This is a genomic window from Varibaculum timonense, from assembly GCF_027694345.1.
Classification (GTDB): domain Bacteria; phylum Actinomycetota; class Actinomycetes; order Actinomycetales; family Actinomycetaceae; genus Varibaculum; species Varibaculum timonense_A.
Window position 1 is genome coordinate 65,852 of record NZ_JAQEVU010000006.1, and the last position, 24,675, is coordinate 90,526.

Annotated in this window: 24 protein-coding genes and 1 tRNA gene; 10 read left to right on the forward strand and 15 right to left on the reverse strand. The window is 49.4% G+C overall.

The genetic code is table 11. The annotated features are described in order from the left end of the window. The first annotated feature begins 68 nt into the window (after nucleotides 1-68). Entirely contained in the window at nucleotides 69-947 is an 879-nt protein-coding gene (locus PG728_RS06215) for a carbohydrate ABC transporter permease (RefSeq protein WP_270626624.1), read from the forward strand. Beyond that, on the forward strand, nucleotides 940-1,872 hold the full coding sequence (locus tag PG728_RS06220; protein WP_072510390.1) for a carbohydrate ABC transporter permease: 933 nt from the start codon (nucleotides 940-942) through the stop codon (nucleotides 1,870-1,872). The genes PG728_RS06215 and PG728_RS06220 overlap by 8 nt, the downstream gene beginning before the upstream one ends. A 5-nt stretch (nucleotides 1,873-1,877) precedes the next feature. On the opposite strand, the gene PG728_RS06225 is transcribed toward PG728_RS06220, so the two are convergent. From PG728_RS06225 to PG728_RS06240, 4 genes are all read right to left on the reverse strand, one after another. Then, nucleotides 1,878-2,792, reverse strand: a complete 915-nt coding sequence (locus PG728_RS06225; protein ID WP_270626447.1) for a metal ABC transporter permease — start codon at nucleotides 2,790-2,792, stop codon at nucleotides 1,878-1,880. Then, entirely contained in the window at nucleotides 2,789-3,745 is a 957-nt protein-coding gene (locus PG728_RS06230; protein ID WP_270626449.1) for a metal ABC transporter permease, read from the reverse strand. Before PG728_RS06230 ends, PG728_RS06225 begins: the two co-directional genes overlap by 4 nt. Next, on the reverse strand, nucleotides 3,742-4,464 hold the full coding sequence (locus tag PG728_RS06235; protein ID WP_270626451.1) for a metal ABC transporter ATP-binding protein: 723 nt from the start codon (nucleotides 4,462-4,464) through the stop codon (nucleotides 3,742-3,744). Before PG728_RS06235 ends, PG728_RS06230 begins: the two co-directional genes overlap by 4 nt. Nucleotides 4,465-4,633: 169 nt before the next feature. Then, nucleotides 4,634-5,572, reverse strand: a complete 939-nt coding sequence (locus tag PG728_RS06240) for a metal ABC transporter substrate-binding protein (protein WP_270626453.1) — start codon at nucleotides 5,570-5,572, stop codon at nucleotides 4,634-4,636. A 109-nt stretch (nucleotides 5,573-5,681) separates the two neighbouring features. Here PG728_RS06240 and PG728_RS06245 point away from each other — a divergent pair, with 109 nt between their 5' ends. Continuing rightward, complete coding sequence (locus PG728_RS06245) at nucleotides 5,682-7,013, forward strand: peptidase U32 family protein (RefSeq protein WP_270626454.1); 1,332 nt, start codon at nucleotides 5,682-5,684, stop codon at nucleotides 7,011-7,013. Between the two features lie 246 nt (nucleotides 7,014-7,259). On the opposite strand, the gene glpK is transcribed toward PG728_RS06245, so the two are convergent. After that, a complete protein-coding gene (gene glpK / locus PG728_RS06250) occupies nucleotides 7,260-8,786 on the reverse strand; it encodes a glycerol kinase GlpK (RefSeq protein ID WP_072510385.1) in 1,527 nt (508 codons plus the stop codon). Nucleotides 8,787-8,839: 53 nt separating this feature from the next. Continuing rightward, nucleotides 8,840-9,661 carry an MIP/aquaporin family protein gene (locus PG728_RS06255; RefSeq protein WP_270626457.1) on the reverse strand — a complete coding sequence of 274 codons (822 nt, stop codon included), beginning with the start codon at nucleotides 9,659-9,661 and terminating at the stop codon, nucleotides 8,840-8,842. 179 nt (nucleotides 9,662-9,840) lie between these two features. Here PG728_RS06255 and PG728_RS06260 point away from each other — a divergent pair, with 179 nt between their 5' ends. Further along, a complete protein-coding gene (locus PG728_RS06260) occupies nucleotides 9,841-10,854 on the forward strand; it encodes a sugar-binding transcriptional regulator (RefSeq protein WP_270626458.1) in 1,014 nt (337 codons plus the stop codon). Nucleotides 10,855-10,870: 16 nt separating this feature from the next. Then, complete coding sequence (locus PG728_RS06265; protein ID WP_270626459.1) at nucleotides 10,871-12,133, forward strand: UDP-N-acetylmuramate dehydrogenase; 1,263 nt, start codon at nucleotides 10,871-10,873, stop codon at nucleotides 12,131-12,133. Between the two features lie 86 nt (nucleotides 12,134-12,219). Here PG728_RS06265 and PG728_RS06270 read toward each other — a convergent pair whose 3' ends face one another. The 7 genes from PG728_RS06270 to PG728_RS06300 all read right to left on the reverse strand — a co-directional run bounded on the left by PG728_RS06270 (nucleotide 12,220) and on the right by PG728_RS06300 (nucleotide 20,995). Further along, a complete protein-coding gene (locus PG728_RS06270) occupies nucleotides 12,220-13,569 on the reverse strand; it encodes an MFS transporter (protein WP_072510382.1) in 1,350 nt (449 codons plus the stop codon). 112 nt (nucleotides 13,570-13,681) lie between these two features. Further along, nucleotides 13,682-14,419, reverse strand: a complete 738-nt coding sequence (locus PG728_RS06275; RefSeq protein WP_072510381.1) for a glycerophosphoryl diester phosphodiesterase — start codon at nucleotides 14,417-14,419, stop codon at nucleotides 13,682-13,684. Nucleotides 14,420-14,645: 226 nt separating this feature from the next. Continuing rightward, nucleotides 14,646-16,808 carry a 1,3-beta-galactosyl-N-acetylhexosamine phosphorylase gene (gnpA, locus tag PG728_RS06280; protein WP_072510380.1) on the reverse strand — a complete coding sequence of 721 codons (2,163 nt, stop codon included), beginning with the start codon at nucleotides 16,806-16,808 and terminating at the stop codon, nucleotides 14,646-14,648. 109 nt (nucleotides 16,809-16,917) lie between these two features. After that, the gene (locus PG728_RS06285; RefSeq protein WP_072510379.1) at nucleotides 16,918-17,589 is read right to left on the reverse strand and encodes a response regulator transcription factor; all 672 of its coding nucleotides are present in this window, start codon (nucleotides 17,587-17,589) and stop codon (nucleotides 16,918-16,920) included. Nucleotides 17,590-17,592: 3 nt separating this feature from the next. Next, the gene (locus PG728_RS06290; protein WP_270626463.1) at nucleotides 17,593-19,485 is read right to left on the reverse strand and encodes a sensor histidine kinase; all 1,893 of its coding nucleotides are present in this window, start codon (nucleotides 19,483-19,485) and stop codon (nucleotides 17,593-17,595) included. Next, nucleotides 19,482-19,682 (reverse strand): hypothetical protein, encoded by a 201-nt coding sequence (locus tag PG728_RS06295; RefSeq protein ID WP_072510377.1) that lies wholly within the window; start codon nucleotides 19,680-19,682, stop codon nucleotides 19,482-19,484. Before PG728_RS06295 ends, PG728_RS06290 begins: the two co-directional genes overlap by 4 nt. A gap of 95 nt (nucleotides 19,683-19,777) precedes the next feature. Further along, nucleotides 19,778-20,995: a pyridoxal phosphate-dependent aminotransferase gene (locus PG728_RS06300; protein ID WP_072510376.1), complete on the reverse strand. Its 1,218-nt coding sequence runs from the start codon at nucleotides 20,993-20,995 to the stop codon at nucleotides 19,778-19,780. A gap of 234 nt (nucleotides 20,996-21,229) precedes the next feature. Here PG728_RS06300 and PG728_RS06305 point away from each other — a divergent pair. The 5 genes from PG728_RS06305 to rplA all read left to right on the forward strand — a co-directional run bounded on the left by PG728_RS06305 (nucleotide 21,230) and on the right by rplA (nucleotide 23,935). Then, nucleotides 21,230-21,302 (forward strand) — tRNA-Trp (locus tag PG728_RS06305). Nucleotides 21,303-21,387: 85 nt separating this feature from the next. Beyond that, nucleotides 21,388-21,636: a preprotein translocase subunit SecE gene (gene secE, locus PG728_RS06310; RefSeq protein ID WP_079985928.1), complete on the forward strand. Its 249-nt coding sequence runs from the start codon at nucleotides 21,388-21,390 to the stop codon at nucleotides 21,634-21,636. A 50-nt stretch (nucleotides 21,637-21,686) separates the two neighbouring features. Then, nucleotides 21,687-22,538, forward strand: a complete 852-nt coding sequence (gene nusG / locus PG728_RS06315) for a transcription termination/antitermination protein NusG (RefSeq protein ID WP_270626465.1) — start codon at nucleotides 21,687-21,689, stop codon at nucleotides 22,536-22,538. A 165-nt stretch (nucleotides 22,539-22,703) separates the two neighbouring features. Continuing rightward, nucleotides 22,704-23,138: a 50S ribosomal protein L11 gene (gene rplK, locus PG728_RS06320; protein WP_072510373.1), complete on the forward strand. Its 435-nt coding sequence runs from the start codon at nucleotides 22,704-22,706 to the stop codon at nucleotides 23,136-23,138. Nucleotides 23,139-23,218: 80 nt separating this feature from the next. After that, nucleotides 23,219-23,935, forward strand: coding sequence for a 50S ribosomal protein L1 (rplA, locus tag PG728_RS06325; protein ID WP_072510372.1), 717 nt, complete (start codon nucleotides 23,219-23,221; stop codon nucleotides 23,933-23,935). Between the two features lie 262 nt (nucleotides 23,936-24,197). Here the strand turns inward: rplA and PG728_RS06330 are convergent, their stop codons facing one another. After that, nucleotides 24,198-24,464: a FeoA family protein gene (locus PG728_RS06330; RefSeq protein ID WP_270626467.1), complete on the reverse strand. Its 267-nt coding sequence runs from the start codon at nucleotides 24,462-24,464 to the stop codon at nucleotides 24,198-24,200. Further along, nucleotides 24,449-24,670: a FeoB-associated Cys-rich membrane protein gene (locus PG728_RS06335; RefSeq protein WP_270626469.1), complete on the reverse strand. Its 222-nt coding sequence runs from the start codon at nucleotides 24,668-24,670 to the stop codon at nucleotides 24,449-24,451. The genes PG728_RS06330 and PG728_RS06335 overlap by 16 nt, the downstream gene beginning before the upstream one ends. Between the last annotated feature and the right edge of the window lie 5 nt (nucleotides 24,671-24,675).

The following is a 24,675-nucleotide window of genomic DNA, read 5'->3' on the forward strand; positions in this document are numbered from 1 at the left end:
GGGCGGGGGTCGCAAAGGAGCGAAAGACGCCTCGAGCAAGAAAGGAAGCGCTTACGGGCTGGGCATTTATGGCACCGTTTACGATTCTTTTCCTGCTAATTTTCATTTTGCCGATTTGCATATCGGTTTATTCAAGTTTTTTCCAAGTTAAAACGCAAGGTGGCGGCGCATTCGGCGGGGGTGAATCTCATAACGTATTCGTCGGCTTCGAGAATTATCAATATGTTATTTTTTCCGGAGCTTTCTGGACGGGAATCGGTCGGGTAATCCTATACACCATCGTGCAAGTACCAGTGATGATTATTTCTGCTCTTGCCTTGGCATTGCTTATTGATTCCCTAATCGTTCGCCACGTAACTATTTTCCGTTTAGGTTGGTTCTTGCCCTACGCAGTACCAGGGGTAGTTGCCGCTATCATTTGGCTATGTATCTATACCCCCGAAGTTTCTCCGCTTAACTCCCTGGTAGAGGCTTTTGGTGGAGAACTAACCATTAACTTCTTTGGCAAGAAAATGATTTTGCTATCCATGGCAAACATGACGACCTGGACGTTCACCGGCTACAATATGCTGATTTTCTTGGCAGCTTTGCAAGCTATTCCTCATGATTTATATGAGGCAGCTCGCCTTGATGGTGCTAGCGGATTCCAGATTGTTACCAAGATTAAAATCCCGATGGTGCGGGGGGCAGCCCTGCTGGCAATCCTGCTATCCATTGTGGGAACGATTCAGCTGTACAACGAGCCAGCGGTGATGGAAACCAGTCAAAAGTGGATGGGATCAGCCTATACACCAATGATGATGGCGCTAAATACCGCAAAGGGCTATATGTCGCCTTCAGGGGACGGGCCCGCGTCTGCAATCGCAATCGTTATGGCGCTAATAGCCGGTATTTTGGCAGTTGCTTATTTCTTAGCCGATCGGAAACTAGGTGGTAGTAATGACTAAGAAAACCGCTGTTACTCCCGGTGGGGTCGAATATCGCCCCTCTATCAAGGGCTTACAATCACGTTCCTTGAAACCGGCAATGTGGGCAAAAATCCTGACCATTTTGGTGATGATAATTGTCTTGTTCTATTTCATTTTCCCGATTTACTGGGTAATCATCGCTTCGACCAAAACTAACGCCGAGATTTCCGGTTCGTTCGGTTTCTGGTTCGCTCCGCATGACGATTCTGGATCCGTTTGGGAAAGCACCAAGGCTAACTACTTCGGGTTGCTCGGCTGGACCAAGAATATGGTTTGGCGCTGGATTGGTAACTCCCTGTTCTACTCAGCTGTTGCTGCTACTATCGGCACTCTGGTAAGTGTCATGGCGGGCTACGCGCTGGCGAAGTTTAAGTTCCCCTTCAAGAACGGTACTGCCGGAATCATCATGGCAGGTCTGCTGATGCCGGTTTCGATTCTGACCGTTCCTATGTATGTGATGTTCTTGCATATGGGACTGAATAACACGATGGCATCAATTATTGTTCCCTGCTGTGTATCACCATTCGGGGTATTCCTAGGGCGCGTATATGCCCAAACCTCGGTACCAACCGAGCTGCTAGAAGCAGCCAGGATTGATGGGGCAGGAGAATTCCGTATCTTCTTCGGGATGGTATTGCGCCTACTCGCACCCGCTATGGTGACAATCTTCCTGTTTATCTTCGTAGCAACATGGAATAACTTCGTGCTTCCGCAGCTAATGATTTCTTCCGAAGAGCTAAAACCAATCACCTTGGGTCTATACGGTATGGCTTCCTACTTCTCGCCGCCCTATGGACAAATGATGATGGCATCGCTATTCGGTATTATTCCGCTGATTGCACTGTTCCTGATACTGCAAAAGTACTGGCAGTCCGGTCTGGCAGCGGGTGCGGTAAAGGGATAAACAGATTAGTCCCTTTTAGCATCTGCCAGATGCTCATCTAGACAGGGTGGGAGGCTCGATTTTCGAGCCTCCCACTTTCTTTTTACAGTGATAGCTAATAAAAACAAGCAAAATAGCGCCCCATCGGTAAACGCCATCATCGCAGAAGTTGCTAGATTGAAATGCCAAGCGACAAAGAAACCAATCGTAGCGGTAACCACCGATATTAAAACTGTCAATGCAATCACCCGTGACAGGGAGTTTGACAATAAAATGGCAGTTGCTGCCGGGGTTACCAGCAATGCGATTACCAAGATAGCCCCAGCGGTCGAAAAAGCAACTACGATAGTCAAAGCCACTAAAACCATAAAAAGTGTCTCTACCAGGCGAATTGGGAAACCAATAACCTTAGCAGATTCTCGATCAAAGGTTCCTAATTGCATTACTTTATAGGTAAACCCGAGAAATAAAGCGTTTAATAAAAGAACAATTAGTAACATCCACATGGCATGGGGTCCAAAATCAAGATTCCCGATAACCAGGCGCTCGGTATCGAGCGCCAACAGGTTCAAGTCACCGGTCAGTACCGTATCCTCACAGATATGCACTTCTGCTAGGGTGGTAGATAACATAATTACGCCCCCGGAAAACAGTAACGGGAAAACTACGCCCTGACTTGCGTCCTCGGCCAGCCGACCTGTGGATTGCAAAAAGTTTGCGCCCAGAACCACGATCAGCCCGAAAATGGCAGCCAACAACACCATGATAGGAGAGTAAGTAGACCCCGATAAAAATGCCCCCAGCACAATCCCGGGAAGAACTGCATGGCTCATAGCGTCCACTAACATAGCTTGGCGGCGCAGCACCAAAAAAGTACCCGGAAGTGCGCAGGTTAGCGAAGTGGTAATCGCCAACAGTAACGCTGCAAATACAAAGTTCATTGCGTAATCCTTCCGTCAGTAGGTTTAAGGAATCCGCGGGGGAACGGTAGAACCGAACGGCGCGGGGAAAACAGTAAAGAAATCAAGAGAACAATCGACAAAATCACGACAATCACTGGACCAGTTGGAACTTTGCCAATTGAAACTGCAAGATAAGAACCAAGCGCGCCTCCTAAAGCGCCGATAAAGCCAGAAACGGCAAAAAGAACCCGCAAATCATCTGTCCATTGCCGGGCACTAGCGGCTGGGATAATTGCGAAAGCTACCATCAGCACCACTCCTACTGATTTCACCCCGATTACGATTCCCACGGTGGTGCAAACGGTGATAATACTGTTCAACACTTTTCCGGAGAAACCGGCAATCACCGCCCCTGGCGCATCGAAACTAAAAAGCGCGATTTCTTTCCAAAACAGCATCACTATCGCTACGGCGAGTAAACCCAAGATAGCGACAGTAAATACATCCACCAGGCGCATAGTGGCGGCATTTCCAAACAAATATTGCGCAATGCCTGAACGACCAGAGAAAGATGAAAATGAAAGTAAACGAAGCGCTACCATGCCTCCGCCATAATAAATAGCTAAGGAGATAGCCATAGCCGCTTCCACTCCAACTTTTGAATTATCGCTAATCAGGTTGGTGGTAGTTACCGCTAATAGACCAGAAACTGTCGCCCCAATCGTCAAAATAAGAATTGAGTTTCCATCAGCTCCTAGCAGAGAAGCAATCACGAATGCGCCCACAATACCGGCGATAGAGCTATGACCAATAACGTCTGAAATTAGCGATCGTCGGCGCACATAGAGAAGAGACCCTAATGCTCCCGCAAAAAAACCCACCAATACAGCTCCGAATGTCATTACGCGAAAACTGTAGGTTCCCCAAAAATCACTGAACGAAATGAGAGAAAAAGACAGTTTGAAAGTTAGAACGTTAGCAGAAAGACTCATGAGGTTACTCCCTCAATCCCATAAGCATAAGCAATATTTTCAGAGGTAAAAGCCTGATCCAATGATCCGGTAGCTACGAGTTCTCCCTCTCGTAGCAGTAATACGCTGGAACAAAAACTGCGAACTGTTGCTAAATCGTGGTGTACCAAAATGATGGTTTTTCCAGATTCAGCCAGAGACTGTAATACCCTTAAAATCGTTTTTTCTGTCTTCATATCGACGCCGGCAAACGGTTCGTCCAGCACTAATAACTGTGCCTTTGCGGCGATAGCACGCGCTACGAAGGTGCGTTGTTTTTGTCCCCCGGACAGCTCTGAAATCTGACGATTAGCTAAGTCAGCGATATCTAGCTGTTGCATTGCGTGAAGCGCTGCCTGATGCTCGCTTGCTCTAGGACGACGCAACCATCCTAGCTTTGCGTAGGTTCCCATTAACACTACGTCTTTAACACGAGCCGGAAAATCCCAATCGATAGAGGCTGATTGGGGCATGTATGCGATTTTTTTACGACTTTTGCTGAGCTCTTTTCCAAAGTAATGCACCTGCCCACTTCTGCGGGGAATTAGCTCTAGCATTGCCTTAATAAGAGTGGATTTCCCAGCTCCGTTTGCCCCCAGAATGGCCATGATTTCACCAGGTGAAACGCTAAAACTTACCTGATTAACGGCAAGACGGTCACGATAGGCGGCACTGATGTTATTTACTACGCAAGGAAGCATTTGATTTGAGACTCCTGTGGAATCAGGTCAGGTTTTAGAACAAATTAGGTGCTAGATTCCGGGCGGTAAGCCGGTGAATCTGGCGGTATTGGCATATAGGAGCCGTAAGGCGGGCGCTAGGAGAGGAGACAGTAACTCCTAGCGCCCGCCGGTAATATCTGGGCTTTGGCTACGATAGTGCTTTTATAATCGCCGAAACGTTGTGCTCGAATGCTCCTAGATAAGTATCGGTTGGAGATTTCTCGCCCAGGGTGTCAGCGTAAAGTTCAGTATCGGAGAGCTTTACATCCCATCCTTTAGATTTCACAATTTCTTTCAAATGTTTTACCACTTCAGGGCTTTTTAGATTGTCGTAGAAGATTACTGGAACTTTCTTTTTAGCGATGTTACTCGCTAGCTCTTCGAGCTGTACGGCAGAGATTTCTGATTCAGAAGAAACCATATCGGTAGCCATTATTTCTAGTCCATAGGTTCGACCGAGGTAGTTAAATGCGTCGTGACCAGTTACTAGGGTGCGGCGATCAGCGCTTATCTTCTCGAATTGTACTTTTGCTTTCTCGTGCAAAGCCTGGATTTTTGCGTTGTACTCTTTGCCGTTCTTAAGGTATTTTTCCGCGTTTGCTTTATCTATTTTGGCAATTTTTTCAGCTGTGGCACTAACCGCGTACTGCCAGGCAATAGGGTCGTTCCATACGTGCGGGTCATGACCTTCAATTTTCCCGTCCTCTTCCCAGTCGAGCAGCATTTTTTTCGGTATGGATTCAGCTGCGGGTAAGGACTTATCTCCTAGTCCGTCAAACTGTTTCATCATCTTGTGTTCCATATCGTGACTGGTCCAAACAACCAGGTCAGCTTGTTGGATTTTTTCAGTATCTTTGGTGGTTAGTTCCTGAGTGTGGGGGTCTCCGCCGGGAGCTACCAGGGTGGTGATTTCACTTTCCGGGGCAATGTTTTTTATCGCATCAGCTAGATATCCGGTGGTTGCCACAATTTTGAGTTTCTGACCAGTTTTATTGGTATCGGCAGCGGTACTGGCTTTACTGCACGCTCCTAGGGAGGTTGCTAACGCTAGTACGCAAATACTTGCGAAAACTGATTTTAGTTTCATTTATCCTCGTTTCTATTAAGGTTTCGGTCTACCGAATAAATATCTTAGGGTTAGGCGTGCCTAAGTTCAAATCTGGATATTGCTACCCCATCTCTCGTATCCTTATCTGGTGAACATTGATAATCACGCAGTTTTTCCGCAAATCCTACGTCGCTCAAACCCCGAGGTGCTGGCACCAGCCGGTAATCTCGACACCCTAAAGACTGCTATCGATTTTGGGGCAGACGCGGTTTATTGCGGTGGGAAAGCTTTCGGGATGCGGGCGGCTCCCCGCAATTTCAGTCTCGAAGATTTCGATGACGCGACTACCTATGCTCACCAGCGGGGGGCGCGGGTTTATGTAACCTGCAATATCTTGCCGGACAGTGACGAAGTTGTAGCCATGAACGAATATATGGGACAGCTAGGTGAGATTGGGGTAGACGCCCTCATAGTTACCGATATCGGGGTTTTAATGGCAGCGCGCCGGGTTGCTCCCGATACGGATATTCATATCTCCACTCAGGCGGGAGTAACCAACTATCAGGCCGCTGAAGCTTTAGCCGCCCTGGGAGCTAGCCGGGTAGTCCTGGCACGAGAACTTGATTTACCGGCAATCCGGATGCTGCGCGCTCATGTTTCCCCTGAACTTGAGATTGAAGCATTTGTGCACGGCTCAATGTGTATGGCGTTTTCGGGGCGTTGTCTGATTTCTCAACACACCACCGGGCGGGACGCTAACCACGGGGACTGCGTGCAAGCGTGTCGCTATAAATATCACGTGGTGGAAGAGAAAAAATCCGGGAACGTTATTCCGGTTGAAGTAACCGATCAGGGTACTTTTCTGTTCAACTCCCAAGATATGAATATGGTTGAACACGTAGCAGACGTGATTGATGCCGGGGTTACCAGCCTAAAAATAGAAGGACGCGCTAAAAGTGCCTACTATGTGGCCGCTATGGCGAATGCCTATAAATGCGCGGTTAATGAATATATGCTTCAACGCGGTTTTGAAAATGCGCAAGGGCAAGAGCTTAAACCGTTTATCCCCGGTGAAGAACCAACCGATAAGGTAGTTCTGCCTGATTGGATTGGCCAAGAGCCCTATAAAGTTACCCATCGGGAATACTCAACCGGTTTTTATTATCCCGAAAACCCGGCCAGTGAATCCATTACCAAAGGGGGATATATAAACGCTTGGCGTTGGTTAGGTAGCGTTCGCGAACACCGCTCAGATGAAGGACGGGTCTATATATTAGCGAAGAATAAGATAACCCCCTTAATGCCTATCGAGTTTTTAATTCCTGGTGCGGGGCCAATTGAATACCAAATCCCTGACCATGATTTACGGGATGAATTTGGACATGAAGTACCAGAAATCAATCATCCCGCACACGAGTTTTCCTTCCCCTGCTCATTGCCCCTACCAGCTGGGGCAATGATTCGTACCAAAGTGCGTTAAAGATGTGAACCCCTATCGCTGATATCCCTAGAAACTCTCATCGTTTACTACCCATAGCTACTTTGAAAGCCTGGTAACAAAACATGGGCATTAGCCCGGCATTAGCCCCAGAACATTGAAAATGCGGGTTCGGAAAACCTTTTGTTTCCCGAACCCGCATTGGAGGTTTCACTATATAGCTATTGCAGGTATTACCCCGATATGCCACGCAAAACTATTTTCTTACGTGACCAAACGCCTTGACGACTAGGCGTTCTCTACGTCGGTATCTACCCACTCGAAGGTGCGGGTAACCGCTTTCTTCCATAGACGGTAGTTGCGGTCGTACTCTTCGCGATCTTTACCCGGCTCCCAGCGTTTGCCTTCTGCCCAGTTATCAATCACGTCCTGTTCACCGTCCCAGAATCCTACGGCGATACCGGCAGCATAAGCTGCGCCCAAGGCAGTAGTTTCTAGTACCTGAGGACGAACCAGCGGCACGCCCAATTGGTCGGCCTGGAACTGCATAACCATTTCGTCCTTGGTCATGCCACCATCTACCCGCAGCTCTTTAAGCTCCACGCCCGAGTCTGCCACCATCGCGTCAAATACTTCACGGGTCTGATAAGGAGTTGCTTCCTGTACCGCGCGCGCAATGTGTCCCTTGTTGTTGTAACGAGTTAGACCCACAATCGCACCCCGGGCATCATCCTTCCAATAGGGGGCGAACAAACCAGAGAATGCGGGCACAAAGTAGACGCCACCGTTATCATCAACTGTGCTGGCCAGCTTCTCAATCTCATCCGAGCTCTTGATCATTCCCAGGTTGTCGCGTAGCCACTGTACCAGCGAGCCAGCAACCGCAATCGAACCCTCTAGAGCGTAAACTGGCTTGTTATCACCAATCTTGTAAGCCACGGTAGTTAGCAAACCATTTTCAGAAAATACCGGTTCTTCACCAGTATTCATCAACACGAAGCAACCGGTACCGTAGGTGTTCTTTGCCATGCCTTTCTCAAAACAGGCCTGACCGAAAGTAGCAGCCTGCTGGTCACCCAAAATACCCGAAATCGGGGTGTCAATCAGCAAGCCGTTCTTACGTCCATAACCGTAGACCTCAGAAGAGGAGCAAATCTCCGGCAGCATCGACATGGGAATCCCAAAGTCTTTACAGATATCTTCGCGCCACTGGAGGGTGCGAATATCCATCAGCATGGTACGGGAAGCGTTGGTGACATCGGTCTTGTGCACCCCGCCGTTCACGCCGCCAGTCATATTCCACAGTACCCAGCAGTCGGTGTTACCGAACAGCAGGTCGCCGGCTTCTGCCTTCTCGCGTGCGCCCTCGACATTATCCAAAATCCACTTGATTTCCGGACCTGAATAATAGGTAGATAGGTCAAGCCCGCAAATATCCCGGTACTTTGACATTCCCTCCTCGCCGGCGAGTTCCCGAATAATCTGCGAGGTGCGGGTATCCTGCCAAACAATCGCGTTATATACCGGTTCCCCAGTGTTCTTGTCCCAAACCACTACGGTTTCCCGCTGGTTAGTAATCCCGACTGCGGCAATTTCATGCCGGTTTACCTGGGCTTTTTGTAGTGCATCAGCCACGCAGGAGCGAATATTATCCCAGATCTCAATGGGATTGTGCTCAACCCAACCCGCCTTCGGGAAAATCTGTTCGTGTTCTTTTTGTCCTACCGACACGATTTGTCCGCTGTGATCAAAAAGAATAGCACGTGAGGAGGTCGTCCCCTGGTCAATTGCCATTACATATTTTTTCTCGGTCATATTAAATCCTTAAAAATAGATAGTGCTTAATTAAACGATTAAACGAACTGCTGCTAAACGGCCATGCCTACGGCGACCACAATCAGTGGGGTAATAATCGCGCCAATGGTAGGACCGAGAATCGGTACCCAGGAATAACCCCAGTCGGCATCAGACTTTCCGCCCTTCATCGGGAGTAAGCTGAACATGATACGCGGTCCCAAGTCACGAACCTGGTTGATGGCGTACCCGGTAGGACCGCCCAAACCAATACCGATGACTACGATACAGAGAGCCACCGCCAAGGGGCCAACCTCGGTTGGGGTACCACCAGAAACCATTACGAATGCCAGTAGACCGAAAGTGCCGATAATCTCGGAGATGGTATTCCATAGTGGTGAACGAACCTCGGGAGCGGTAGCGAAACACCATAGCTTAAAGCGAGGATCTTCCATCTTTTGATCGAACTGTTTCTTGTAAGCCAGGTAGGCAATCAAAGCGCCTACCATTGCCCCGAGCATTTGGGCAACAATATAAATAAGGACGTTGGTTGCAGTGACCGGAATCCCGCCCTTGGCTACACTTGGTCCGTTCAGAGTTACGTTGCTGTCTAAACCATGCCAAACAGCTTTCATAATCGTCACTGCGGGGTTGAGGTGACCGCCGGTCTTAAAGGCAGCATACACACCCATGTACACTGCCAAACCCCACCCAAAGTTAATCATTAACCAGCCCCCGCCGTTACCTTTCGATTTCAAAAGGTTATTGGTGCAGCAGGTGCCAACACCGAACATGATTAGGATGGCGGTGCCAAAAAATTCTGATGCGAAAATCTCGCCGCTACCTGGGGTGGCTGTCGCCATCGGTACCAGAAGATCGTTCAATGTCGCTAACATACGCGCTCCTTTGCGCTAGTTCGATTGGGTATTCTATTCAGTTTTGTGGGCAAGAAATAATACCGCGCGAGAACGCAACCAGGTCATAACTTGTCCTTTACTTCCTATTTTTTCTTCCTTGGATTAATGTTCAATTGGGTAGGTCAAACGTGCGTCCTCGAGGCGCGGAGGTGAGATTTTTGTCAAAAGATAGTGATTTAGCTGAAAATCAACTCATAGATAGTGCCAGCAGTAAAGATGAACTGGCTCGCAGTGCTGCTCTCGCCTACTACGTGCAGGGGCAAACTATGGAGGCGATTCGCCGCCGCATGGGAGTGTCTCGCTCTACGGTGTCGCGTTTGCTGTCGTACGCCCGCAAACAAGGAATTGTTACTATCTCGGTACAACCTTCAAATATGCCCCACACGCGTCTAGAACGTCAGCTTCAAGACCGATTCGGGATAAAAGTGCACATCGTAGAGATGCCGGCTGACACTACTCACCACCGCGTCCTCGAAAATGTTTCAAAAATCGCTGCGCAAATCCTGGGACAGATGATTCATGATGGGGAAGTAATCGGAATCGCCTGGGGGAATACCACCACTGAAATGGCTGCTTATATCACCCCTAAAGATGTTGAAAACGTGACATTAGTTCAGCTAAATGGAGCCGCTTCCACCGAGACTTCCGGTATTGCGCACGCCGGAGGGCTGCTCGCGCAGATAGCCGGGAAATTTAAAGCTAATATCGTCCAATTCCCGGTGCCAACTTTCTTTGATAATCCAGAAACTAAGGAGGCGGTCTGGCGCGAGGGCGCGGTTCGGCGCGTCCTAAATTGGCAAGAAAAATGTACTTTAGCAGTTTTTAGTGTGGGAGCACTTTTAGCTGAAATCCCCTCTCATGTGTATGCGGCTGGCTATCTTAGCCGCAGCGAACTAAACAAACTGGCTCTAAATAAAGTTGTTGGGGATGTTTGTACCGTGCTGCTTAGACCGGACGGTTCCTGGAAAGATATTTCTTTGAATCGTCGTGCCACCGGTCCCACCCCCGACCAATTACGTAACATTCCCAGACGTTTGTGTGTTGTGGCTGGTAAAGCTAAAGCTCAATCCTTATTGGGTGCTCTAAATGCCAAGGTAATGACCGACTTGATTTGTGATAAAGCGTTGGCGGAAAGAGTGTGGCAACTGGCAAAGTCTCAGGATTCCAAGTAAGTCCTAGAATAGAGCCATGGTAAAAACCGATTTCACTGACGCTTGCGAGTGGATTCCTCCCCACGCCGACCATCAACCCACCCAGCCGGTTCCGGCTTGGTATCGATGGAATGAAGCAGTCTCTGCCAGTAGCGATAGCGCTAAAATCCCGGCTTTGAAGGATATGACCACGATCAAAGTTGGGGGAGCGCCCGCCGATTTTATCCCGGTGGATACCGAAGATGATTTCGTTGGGGCAATTCGCGCAGCCGATAAAGAGCGCCGTCCTCTGCTGGTGCTAGGGGGCGGTTCTAATCTGCTTTGTGCCGATGAGTTAAATGATTTGGTAGTTATCCAAGATCGGCGCAGCGGGATTAAGGTTACCGAAGATACTGCTTGTGGGGGCGCAATGGTTAGTGCTCCGGCTGGGCAGTCTTGGGATGAGTTCGTGTGTGGATGCATTGATAATGACCAGATGGGTTTAGAGGCGCTTTCGGGGATACCGGGAACGGTGGGGGCAGCTCCGGTGCAAAATATTGGTGCCTATGGTCATGAAGTGGCCGAAACCTTGTCTACGGTGCGGGTTTTTGATCGTATCCGGGATGCAATCCGGATTTTGCCAGTCGGGGATTTACGTCTCGGCTACCGTACCTCGATTATTAAGCGCTCCCTTCACGATGAACAGGCAGGGGGAGGACGGATTTGGGCTAATACTGGGCGTTACGTGGTGCTTTCGGCTGATTTTCAACTAGCTCATGCTTCTTTATCTGCCCCGATTGAATACCAACAGCTAGCTGACAAGTTGGGGGTAAAGCTGGGGGAGCGCGTAGATATGCGGCAGGTACGGGAGGCAGTTTTAGAGCTGCGCCGCTCTAAAGGGATGGTACTTGACCCTGCCGACCCCGATACTTGTTCTTGCGGTTCTTTCTTTACCAATCCGATTATCTCTAACGAGGACGCACTGAAGCTTCCCGCCGCGGCTCCCCGTTTTCCGGTTTATGATTTACAGCTGCGTAATTCCGTTACCGGAGTGGCTCCGAAACTTGAGGGAGTGGTGAAAACTTCTGCGGCCTGGCTGATTTCGCACGCTGGTTTTTCTAAAGGTTTTTCCCTAGATTCTACCAATGGGAATGACCAGCCGGTGAGGGCGTCACTATCGACTAAGCATGTCTTGGCGCTAACTAATCGCGGGTCAGCTTCTAGTGCCGATATTGCGCAGCTGGCAGCAACGATTAAACGCGGGGTGTGGGAAAAATTTGGGGTTGAACTGGTCGAAGAACCAGTCCAGGTAGGTTTCTAAAAGTTTGGGGGTTTCGGATTAGTATCCGAAACCCCCAAACACCATTTATTTAAGCTATAGATTCAATAAACGATTAGTGAATCTATTTATTCGGTTTCCAGCTTTGCCGCTTCTGGTACCTTGTTATCAGCTTTTTTATTGAAGAACGCCAGGGTGAAAGCACAGGCTGCCCCGAAAGCTGACACCAAAATGGTTATCAGGAATAGTTTTCCAAATAGGGGAGCTGCCGCTTCCATCGAACTGGCTTTATTGGCTTGTTCAACAATCTTGCCTGCCCAAGGATTTGCCCAGAAAACCGGGGCATAAGCCAGGAACGAGCCAACTGCCATTGCGGATCCGTTAATAGCTGCTGGTAAATGTAGCTCGGCGACTGGGGCTAAAATAACGGCTTTACCCATGAAAACCCCGATTGCCATCACCATAAGCAGAATCATTGAAATCCACATAGCAGATTCATTTACCGGCAAAACATAGACTAGACCAGCGCCGATAGCGGTAACTGTCAGGGAAACCCCCATCATGACGGTAGATGATTTGAAAATGTAATCAGCTACTACTCCCGAAACTAAACCGGCGAATACCCCGACTAGACCGGTATTGAAGATACCAAAGGCGCCCGAAACCCCATCTGAGGCTTTGAAAACGATAGTCATATAGGGGGCGGAAGCATAAATCAGGTGAACGTATGCCCAGTAAACACACATGGCGGCCAGTCCAGCTAGCCAGACCCGGGGACGTATTAGCACTTTACCGAGACCTATTAGGGCGGCGAGGTTATCCGAGTGGGATTCCTCGTGAGCAATAGCGTTGGAAGGAACCATCTTCAGTAGGGCAATAATCATGGGGATTAGCAATAGTGCGTACGCCATAGCAAAAATCCACATGATGGTTTCTTTATTATCTGGACGCCAGGCAATTAGCCCTACTACCAGTAGATTCATCAGCATTTCTGATCCGCGACGAATGGTTTCCAAAAGTCCCATTGCCAGACCGCGTCCTTTGCTATTTTCGTCAGAGGTTACGAAAGAAACCCCGTTCACTACGGCGGGCCAGCCGATGGCATCCCATACTGCCCAGGAAATAGCAATAGCGATCATTACTTTGAAAGACAGGTTGGGTACCAGGAACAAAATCATGTAGGTGGCTAATCGCCATCCGCACCAGGCAATCAAAATATGCTTGATTTGGAAACGGTTGTTTATCCAGCCGCCCGGAACGTATAAGAACATGGCAATCCCAATCCAACCCATCAGGGTTCCGAATTGACCTTCGGTAATGCCAAGCATTGCGCATAGGGGCAACAGTAAAGCGCCCTTAAAAGCCTCGAAGGAGGAATAGGGAATCTGACCTGACATAACTACTGTCAGGTAGGAACCTATTTTTCCGCGACTCAAAAAATGCGGCCAGCGCGAAGCTTTTGTCTCGGTAGTAGACATATTTTTCCTTTCATTTAAGGGAAAATCATATTGATTTGGTTGATATATTTATTGGTTGCTTGAAACTCGTGGTAGATAACCGAGTTTGGGGGTAAATAGTCGATTGATTGAATTAATTACGGGGAGGAATCAGGTGGGCAGTATCGGTGAATACCCCGGTTACGCCCCAATTGAATAGTTCATTAGCCCGGGCAGGAGAGTTCACTGTCCACACGTTTACCCCAAAACCAGCATCTCTAAATGCCCGCACTTTTTCGCGGGTTAAACCGGTGTCCTCGGGGTGGATATAGCTAGCCCCCACCAGTTCTAGAACTGAGCGCCAATCATCATAGAGGGCGCAAGTCTCATAGAGACACCCCAGGGGAATCTCTGGGGCGAGGGCGTGAAATTCGGATAGCAGTACATGGTTGAAGCAGGAAACAATAACTTCTGGTCCGTCCAGACGTTTTAGCTCACTGATTACGGCTTTTATGAGCTGGCGGGTCATGGTGGCTCCGGCTTCATTCGATTTTATTTCGATATTGGCGTTCAGTCCGGTTTCGTTCATAAAATCCACCAGTTGATGGAGCGTTGGTAAAGGCTCCCCCGCAAATTCGGGACTAAACCAACTACCGGCATCAATGCTGGGTAAATCTTTGGCAGTTAATTCATAATAACCACCAGTTTTGTTGGTGGTGCGATCTAAAGTAGTGTCATGGCAAATAATGGCAGTGCCGTCACCTAAAATATCAACATCGGTTTCAATCCAGTTAAGCCCATGTTCAACTACTTTTTTGAACGCTGACATGGTGTTTTCGGGAGCTAGAGTGTTTAACCCTCGATGCGCAAATACCCGGTTTTCTAGTTTCATTTATCAGTAGCCTTTTCGTTACCAGGTTGCCCTCATTGGCAGACCTACATTAACTATTAGAACTTTACGAAAATAATATAAGAAAACGCTGGATAAAAATTGCTGCACAATTTTTCTTCTCCCTGAAAATGAAATTAGAAAATGTGCGAGAAATAAAAATCGGATGGGTGGCATGAATAATGCCACCCACCCGAAATGCTTAGGCGAACCCGTTAAATCAGGCTACTTAGATGTTCCTCCAAGCAATGCCACTGCCAGGAAGATCGAAGCTTTCCTCGCGACCTCCAGGCAAATAAACTACCGTAGATTGCGGATTCTCGGTGTTGTTGATAACGCAGTACTTGCCGGCCTTAACGAACTCTGCCACCTCACAATGAGGATTAGAAGAACTCCAGGCAGCATATTTTTCTTCGTTATGAGAAGCGAAGAACAAAATCCGCTCCAACAAACGAGCATTAGCAGCCGAATAGGGAAGCCCGGAAATATAAACCCCGCGACCCTTACCGTACTCGTTGGCTGCCAACTGTACCTGCCCGTCCTCAGCGCAAATCAAAGTGGTGTCTTCACTGATGGGGAAAGTATTTTGAACCGGTTCGCCGAAATCAATCGCCGCACCCTTATCCAAATCAGCGGTCACGAAATGCTCAGAAACGACCTCGGGGAAATACTTATCGACCGAAAGAGTGTGGTAGCGTTCCTCGTCAATGCCGAGCACATCCGCTAACTGGAAGAAGCGGCCGGGACGGTCACTAGAAGCCGGCTGACCAACCCCCACAAAAGCGCCCCCCTGGCGTACCCAGGAGCGAATAATGGACACCAAGCGACCATCATTCCAAACATCCCCGCCAGTAAACGCAGTATTGTAAGGGCCGGCGTTAATCAGTACGTCAATATCGCTGGCAATCCCGTCGCTCAGCACGTCCTCGAAACTGATGAATCGGACATTAACCCGCATCCCGGACAGTGCTTCCAAAATGCCGTAATAGGAATGGTTGTATTTATTAGGTAGGGCGTGTGCCACCGTAAATGCTTGCCAAGAACGCATCTTGCCCCAGGCATTCACAATCGCCACGTTCAAAATCCCTTGAGCAGGTTCACTGTCGGTTTGCTCGTGAATATCGCGGAACTCGTTAGCAATATCGGTTACCGTGTCCACAAACTTCGGGAATTTGGCGGCTAAGCTCAAGTAACCGCCATAACCCATGCGGGCAATCGGGCTACGCAAAATCGCGCGCCGTGCCTTCCGCCAGTTATCCAAAGCTTCAATACTGGGGTCATTACCCTCGTAGAAAGTATCGGGGAAGAAATAGGGGAGGAAACGTCCCTCGGTGTATTTAACCCCGGGAATATCAGAAATCATGCGGGTAGTGGTGCCATCTCCAATCGAACCCACCACTGCGTCTAAACCAAGCTTTTCAAAACCATCACGATATGGCTCGGTGCCTAGCCACTGATCCCCCAAGAACATCATGGCCTCTTTATCGGCAGCATGAGTATCCTTGACCATAGTTTTCACGTTTTCATGCACGAAGTCAGAAACGAAATCAATCCAATCTAGCTGCGCTTTGCTGGGGATACAGAAAGTCGAATTATAGGTTCCACCATTTACGAAATCTTCAGGGCGAATCGGGTATCCCTTGGCTTTTTCAAACTCGGCCAAAGCCTCGGGGGATACGGTTGCCGCATAGCCAAACCAGTCCACAATTTTTTCCCGATGCTTTTCATCAAAAACCAGGGTGAACTGGTAAAAGAAAGTGGTAAAACGTACCACATCGGTTTGAGGATTATCCTTTAGCCACTTGCGGAAAGTGTCCATTACGAACTGGTGGGTTTCGGGGTTACGAATATCGAAAGGAATCTCGTGTTCTTTGTCCCCCCAATCATTAGTCAGGTGGTTATACATTTCCACCGGATCCCAAATGATGTAAGCCAGGAAAGTAACCGTGTACTCGTGCATCGGCTGGGCATCAGAAATCTTCACTACCTGCAAGGTGAAATCAACATCCCAGCTGCCAGGATCAACAACCTCACCGGTGGTACGGTCAATAACTTCCCAGTATTTCTTCGGATCTGCGTCCTGGTTAGCCTGCAACTGTTCGCTATAGAAACGTTGCATATAGGGAATAGAAACTGAATCATCTTCCGCTAGTACCCGCTGTGACAGTAGGTAAATCTGCGGGGTCTGCTCCATATGTTTACTAATGAACTCGTTATGTCCACGGGTAGGGAAATATGCCGAATAGACTTTTTTCCCGAGCTTCAGCACGTCCTCGTCAAGGTGAGTACCATCGGCGTTACGGATGGCGTCAGCGCCCCAAAGTTCGCCGATACGTGCGGTTTCTTCTGCAAAGTTTTCTTCACTGGGAAGAGTAAAACGACCGGTTGTCATCTTTTTCTTTCTGGTAGTAGCTGGAGAATAAATGATTGTTTTAGGTAGCTATCAAGCACTTAATTATAAGGCTTGATAGCTTAAATAGAATCAAAAATACAGGGAAAAATTACATCACGACCAGGCGGTATCCCATGCCGCGTACGGTCACGATACGTTCCGAACCAATCTTGCGGCGCAGGTAACGCACATATACATCCACTACGTTAGAACCGGGGTCAAAATCGTATCCCCAAACCATATCGAGCAGCTGGGAACGAGAAAGAACCTGGTCGGGGTGTTCCATGAAGGCTTGTAGCATAGTGAACTCGCGCGCTGATAGCTCCACTGGTTCCCCGTCAATGGTGGCGCAGCGGGTACGCAAATCCAGGTGGAGTCCCCCAACATTGATTTGCACCATATTAGAGGGGTCGTCCGAGATAGCGGTACGTAGCCGTAGACGAATCCGAGCCAAAAGTTCTTCAAAACGGAAAGGTTTAGCCATATAGTCATCGGCACCCTGTTCCAGACCGGAAACAGTGTCCTCTACCGAAGAACGGGCGGTCAATACAATAATCGGTAATGTGGCTCCCTGTCCGCGAATCTGCTCTAATACTTCAAAACCGTCCATATCGGGCAGCCCAATATCGAGGACGATTAGGGAATAATCACCACCCAATGCGCCCGAGATTGCCTCGGCGCCCTTGTCTACTACGGTCACGTTGTAACCGGCGGAAGTTAGCCCTTTCGCGACGAAGGAGGAGATTCCGGGCTCGTCCTCTACCACCAAAATACTGGTCATGATTTATTCTCCTTGTATTTCATCTTTGCAATCATCAATTGATATGGGCAGACTGAGGTTAAACACTGACCCCACAGCGGGTGCAGATTTGAGTTGCAAGATTCCGCCGTGCGCCTGGGCAATGGCATTAACGATTGACAGTCCCAGTCCAGAACCGGCGTAGGAATGATCAACTCTCATGAAACGAGCAAATATTTGCTGCTGATCTTTGGGGTGAATCCCGATTCCCTGATCGCGTACCCACAGGTTAAGCCGATGCGAACCATCGACTGGGGGAACTTGGGGAACCATTTGTAAATCGGGGGCGGTTACCGTTTCGACCTCTACAACCTTTCCTTCCTGGTCTAATAAAGGTTGCAGAGTATCGATTGCCGCCCCTAAAGCAATCAGGGTTCCCGGAGGGGCAAACTTGGAAGCATTTTGGGCGAGGGCGAGGAGTGCTTGTTGCAAACGTTGCTGATCGGCGGTGGTAGAGACCAAAGTCAGATTGTCGATACGCCAATTGAAGTCCCCTAATTGGGTGGAATTTTCAAAAGCATCCATTAGCAAGTCCCCAATATCTACCCGTGAGGGGCGAATGAAATCGGGGCGGTCACTCTTGGCTACCGTAATTAGGTCTTCAGTCAGCCTATGCATCCGCGAAAGCTCTTCTAGCGCCAGTTCGCGAGTGCGAGCCGTATCCTGAGGGTCTCCAGGGTTTAGTAGCTCTAGATGTCCGCGAACCACCGTAATTGGGGTGCGTAGCTCATGCCCCACATCGTTTAGCAGGTCGCGTTGCTCATCAAAACTGGTTTGGAGGCGAGAAATCATCAAGTTCATTTGCCGGGAAACATCCGCTAGGTCATCGTTTCCTTGTATTGGCAGTCGTTTAGATAAATCCTGTTCGCTGGTAATCGAGGCCATCATCTCTCGCAATCTGGAAATGGGGGCAAGTAGTGATTGGGAAGCGCGAACATTTACCAGCCCTACCAATGCCAACACTAGGAAAGAAATTCCGGCAAACAGCATTAGCTGGGTGTAGGTGGGGGTAATATCTGTCGAATAGTCTGAGATGATTGCCAACATAGCATCATCGGTTCCAGCAGCGCTTATAGGTACGATTCCACTCACATAGGTGCTGGTATCGGTGCGCACTATAAACATTTGCGCCTTGTTTTCATCCGAGTAGCTGGCTAACTTGGTTAAAAGTTGAGCATCCTGGTGGATGGTTGAACCTTGAGAGGCTTTATTTACGCTAAGTTTCCCATCAGAAAATCCCAGGAGAGCGCCCTTATTGGGAGCGTCTTCGAGGCGTACAAATTTTTCTAGAGCCTCTTTAGCGGAGCTAAGACCGCTGCCCTTTTTAGCAATTTCAGCTTTAACGAAATTACGAAAATCGGTGGTAATCGCTTCGGTTTGGACTCGTTCCGCATGGAAAACTTGGAGCACCCCGGTAAATAGCATGATGATTCCCACGACCGTCAGGGCGAATCCCGAGATTAGCACCGAGTGTACCAACATCCGGTTGCGCAGGCTTTGAATTCTAAACTTTCGTCCTCCGATATGAGGATCTAGAGTTTTTTCTACTACCCGCCGGGGGCGACTTTGGTAGGCTCCCCTTTCCTCTTGGGGATTAGGGACTTGGGAGGAGGGGCTTTGGGAAGAAACCTTGGTTGGGGTAGTTAGCGGTTTGGTTTCAACCCTAGGGATGGTCATTTCCTCTAGTAGGCTAACTGAGCTGGGAGGATTGTCGGTTAGAGGAGGAGTCGCTGGAAGTGGCGCACGCGCGGCGGGCGGGCTCGCGGGTTGAATCGGCATATTTCCCCAGGGTTGCCCAGCTGGGGTGGCAGGTGAAAGCGGGGAGACTTTGGGACTGCCAGGATAGCTGTGCCGAGGGGAAGTTGGTTGCTCGCTCATGGCTGACCTGCCTTTTCAGGTATGGGGGAGACAGGTTCGCTGGGAGCGGATTGCTGAACTTGAACCGGGGCTTGAGGTTCGAAGCTAATCGCCGGTCCTAACTCGTAGACCCCGTTTAGTTGCATCGCGCGTATCCCGATGAAAGCAGCTAGGGATACGGCAACGATGGTTATCGCAACCGATGCAAACTTGCGCACGCCTAGCCCCTCCTTCGGGTTTCCAACTGTTCTAAGAGATACTCGCGTCCTCTCCTTTAATTATTATAGATGATGGATTGGGTACAAAGGGCAACCTACTTAACTTGATTAAGAAAATCGACAATGCGCCCTACGCCTTCCTCTAAATCCTGGTCGCTGAGGGCATAGGAGAGCCGGAAGAATCCTGAAGGACCAAACGCCTCGCCGGGAACTACTGCCACTTCCACTTTTCGCAGAATTAAATCCGCTAATTGCGCGGAAGTTTGGGGAGTTTCTCCTGCTAAGCTGCGCCCCAAAATGTTCTTTACAGAGGGGTAGCAGTAGAAAGCTCCCTTAGGAGTCGGAACTACCAGGTCTGAAACCTCGTTGAGCATAGAAACCATTTTTTTACGTCGCCGGTCAAAGGCTTCCCGCATTTTCTTTACCTGATCCAAAGGTCCAGATACCGCCGCCAAGGCTGCACGTTGCGCCACATTCGACACGTTCCCGGTGGTGTGAGACTGGAACGCGGCGCAGGCTTTAATCACATCCTTTGGACCAATCATCCAGCCCACACGCCAACCGGTCATTGCGTAGGTCTTGGCAACCCCGTTAAGCACTAGAGTTTGCGCTGCCAGTTCGGGAACCAGCTTTACGATATGGGCACTGGGGGCATCGTCATAGAGGAGGTGTTCATAAATCTCATCGGTGATTACCCAAATCCCGTGCTCTAAGGCCCATTGACCGATTTCGGTTAGTTCGGCAGGGGTATAGACCGCGCCAGTCGGGTTGGAAGGGCTAACCACCAGCAGAGCCTTGGTAGCAGGGGTGCGCGCGGCCTCCAATTGCTCGACGCTCACCTTATATCCCTGTTCTGCGGTCGCGACCACATTTATCATGCGCCCGCCCGCCATTTTTATAACTTCCGGATAGGTAGTCCAATAGGGAGTGGGGACAATTACTTCATCTCCGAGGTCGATAATCGAAGAAAAAGCCTCGTAAACAGCTTGTTTGCCGCCATTGGTGACAATAATTTCGCTGTCGGGATCTACGCTGTATCCCGAATCGCGTAGTGTCTTTTCCGCAATCGCCGCCCGCAGTTGGGGTAGTCCTTTACCGGGGCTGTAGTGATGCATGGCGGGGTCACTGCAGGCTTCCTGTGCGGCTTTCACAATATAGTCAGGGGTGGGAAAATCGGGTTCTCCGGCGCCAAAGCCGATAACGGGACGCCCTTGAGCTTTAAGTTCTTTCGCAGCGGCATCTACTGCCAGGGTTGCGGAAGGTGAAATTTGCGCTAGACGGTTAGAAACTCTGCATTCTTGTGGTTTGTTCATACTCTCATTTTGCCACGCCTGTGGGTTTCCTTTCCCCTCCGGATCAAATTTTCATCTAGCTATTGCCAACTGTCTAAATAATGAGGACGTGGCGCGGGTTTTTATCTCCAGTTTTCTCTGGGGGCAAGCAAGCTAAAGATGCGTTTTTCCCCACTATACCGTCCTAGGTTGGACGTTACTAGGAAAACCTCATAAACTTATCTAGCACCTTAATCGGTCAGCCGTTAGGCTGGAAGGGCAGTGGCGCAATTGGTAGCGCAACGGTCTCCAAAACCGTAGGTTGTGGGTTCGAGTCCCGCCTGCCCTGCAAATTTGAAACCTGTGCCGGGCCCGGTACAGGACGAGATAGGGGCTTCGACGGGAGTCCCAAGACAGCAAGTGAGGAAACGATCTTGGCACCTAACCAGGGCTCAGCCTCTGTAGAGGCAGATGCCAAAAAGGCAAAGAGCGATATTTTCAGCCGCATCCTACAGTTTGTGCGACAGGTTATTGCGGAATTAAAGAAAGTTGTTTGGCCAACCCGCGATGAGCTAACCACGTTTTTTGTGGTCGTAATCGTGTTTGTGTTGGCAATGATGGCTTTTTCTGGGGTTATTGACGTAATCACCGCCTGGCTGGTGAACCTGGTATTTGGCGGTTAGTTTAGGAACAGGATTTGCAAGAAGGCAATATGGAGCAGGAAGAAAATAGCGTGAGTAACGATCTTGTATTCTCCTCGGAGGTAGAATCCTCCAATAGCGCTGATGCGCAGCCAGAAATCATTGCACAGGCAGCGCAGACCACTCCCGATGAGGTTGCAGTGGCAGCACCGGATGCAGATACGACCCCAGAACAGTTAGTACCCGCCGAGCTGGAAATTACTGATACCGCTCAAGATCAACCGCTCGTGCCCTCGGCTACCGCTGAGGAACTTAGTCGCCAAGAGCAGGACAAACTACGCGAAGAACTAGAGTTCCTGCCCGGATATTGGTATGTACTGCACACCTATTCCGGTTACGAACGGCGAGTAAAAGCCAACCTTGAGCAACGGATCGTCACTTTCAATATGGAGGATTACATTTATCAAATTGAAGTCCCCATGGAAAAAGTGGTTCAGGTTAAATCTACTGAACGTAAAGTGATAGACCGGGTTCGGATTCCTGGCTACGCTCTGGTGCGTATGGAAGCGGTAGAGGACGCCCCTGATGCTTGGCGGGTTGTTAAAGACACCCCGGCGGTCACCGGATTTGTAGGGGATTCCCAGCATCCCGTGCCATTAACCGAGGACGAGGTAGTTTCGATGTTGGCTCCGACCCCCGCCTCCATTAAAGCTGCGGAGCTTCAGGACGAGCGCGCCAGCAAGACCAAAGCCAAAGAACAACCGGTTATTGAGGTTGATTTCGAGGTCGGAGAGAACGTTACCGTTACCGATGGCCCGTTTGCTACTATGCCAGCTACCATTTCGGAAATTATGCCTGACCAGCAGAAGCTTAAGGTATTGGTGGTTATTTTCGATCGGGAAACTCCGGTAGAGCTCGGCTTCAACCAGGTCGCAAAGATTTAATTGCTCACAGTGACCAGTATTAATTGGTTCAATCTGTGCGCACGCCCTTAGAATGGACGATTGTGCTGGCTGTTCTGTTTTAGACAGGACATGACAGCAGTAAAGATTTCCGGCAACCGTCGGGAAAAGTAAAACAACAAATTATTATTTTGAGAAGGACCCTAAATGGCTGCAAAGAATAAAAAAGTAGTCGGCCTGATCAAGTTACAGATCGAGGCCGGTGCTGCTAACCCGGCGCCTCCAGTTGGCCCGGCGCTATCGCAGCACCAGGTAAATATCATGGAATTCTGCAAAGCCTACAATGCGGCTACGCAGGATCAGCGTGGAAATATTATTCCGGTAGAGATCAGCGTCTATGAGGATCGTTCCTTTGACTTTGTTCTCAAATCCCCGCCTGCTGCTCAGCTGATTAAGAAAGCTGCTGGGATTGCAAAGGGATCGGGCACTCCGCATACCAATAAGGTAGGCAAGCTGACCATGGATCAGGTCAAAGAGATTGCCGAACAAAAGAAAGCCGATTTGAACGCCAACGATATCGATGCAGCTGCAAAGATTATCGCGGGAACCGCTCGTTCGATGGGTGTAACTGTCGAAGGCTAACTTCAAGGCACTAATAAATAAGACTTATAGACCGTGGAGGGGAACGTGCGCCCTCACCACAACTGCAAGGAGTAAAGCAGATGAAAAAGCACTCAAAGGCCTTTAAGCAGGCCGCTGAAAAAGTACACAAGGATCGTCTCTACCAGCCACTAGAGGCTTTCCGCTTGGCGAAAGATATTGCTTCCACCAAGTTTGATTCCACTGTAGATGCGGTTTTCCGTCTCACAGTAGATCCGCGTAAAGCCGATCAGATGATTCGTGGCACTGTTTCTTTGCCTAATGGCACTGGTAAGACCGTTAGGGTCCTGGTTTTTGCCAATAGCCCCAAGGATAAGGAAGCATTGGACGCTGGCGCTGACGAAGCTGGTGGCGACGAGCTAATCGAAAAGGTTCAGGGGGGATACCTGGACTTTGATGTGGCAGTAGCTACCCCGGACATGATGGGTAAAGTGGGGCGTCTAGGTCGCGTCCTCGGTCCGCGTGGTCTGATGCCGAACCCGCGTACCGGGACTGTAACCATGGACGTAGCTAAGGCAGTTACCGAAATCAAGGGTGGTCGTATCGACTTCCGGGTGGATAAACATGCCAACCTGCACGTGGTGTTGGGCAAGAGCTCGTTCGATGCCGAGAAGTTGGCTGAGAACTACCAGGCAGTTCTGGATGAAGTTCTGCGTCTGCGTCCATCAGCTCTAAAAGGTCAGTACATCAAGAAGATTGCGATTTCTACTTCGATGGGACCGTCTATTCCTTTGGATAGCTCGTTGACTAAAGATTTAGCGACTGACGATCCTCGCTAAGGATTGCCGTGCCCGCCTTAGGGCAAAGGCGTAATAGCTGAAAATCAAGGGGTCCCGCCGGTGGAAAAATCCACCGGCGGGACCCCTTTTCTGCTTTTCGCGAATTGGTACTATAAATGGGGGCTGGCTCGGTAAAAGCACTCCGGGGACCCCGTGAGCCTCGCAAGGCTCGGCTCAAGCCCCTCTCGTATCTTTTACCGGCCGCGCCCCCAGGTAGGAAAATCAGCCGAAGTAACAGCTATCAAAGGCACTCGCCGGCGCTCTAGATCATAATGGCTTCGGCAATTTGATTGTCGATGCTGTAACGGCTGTCTTTGATCACCACGATGCACATTTTGCGCTTACGAGAGATAACAGTGATTTCTTGTCCGCTGTAGCAGCCGAGACGAAACAGGAAACTATCCATTTCCGGGTCATCAGTAGCTATATCCTTGACGATATAGGTTCGACCTTCGATAGCTTCCAGAAGATTCATTCGTTCCTTAGTCCGGCAGGCTTGCTTTGTCTGGCACGCTAATGACAGTGACATTTCGCTTCACCTGGCTGATTGGCAATCTCTGTTATCTGTAGATTATGACGGTTTTCCGACTGGGCTGCAACATTGGGGTTTAAGGTGCAGTCGGAAGAAATTGGACACCCAATACATTTAGTACCTTTGCGTTTTTCTTTCACAATGTAACCGATAGCTAGACCAACAATTACGACTAAAGCCAGGCTAGCAATTACTGTACTCAAAGCAG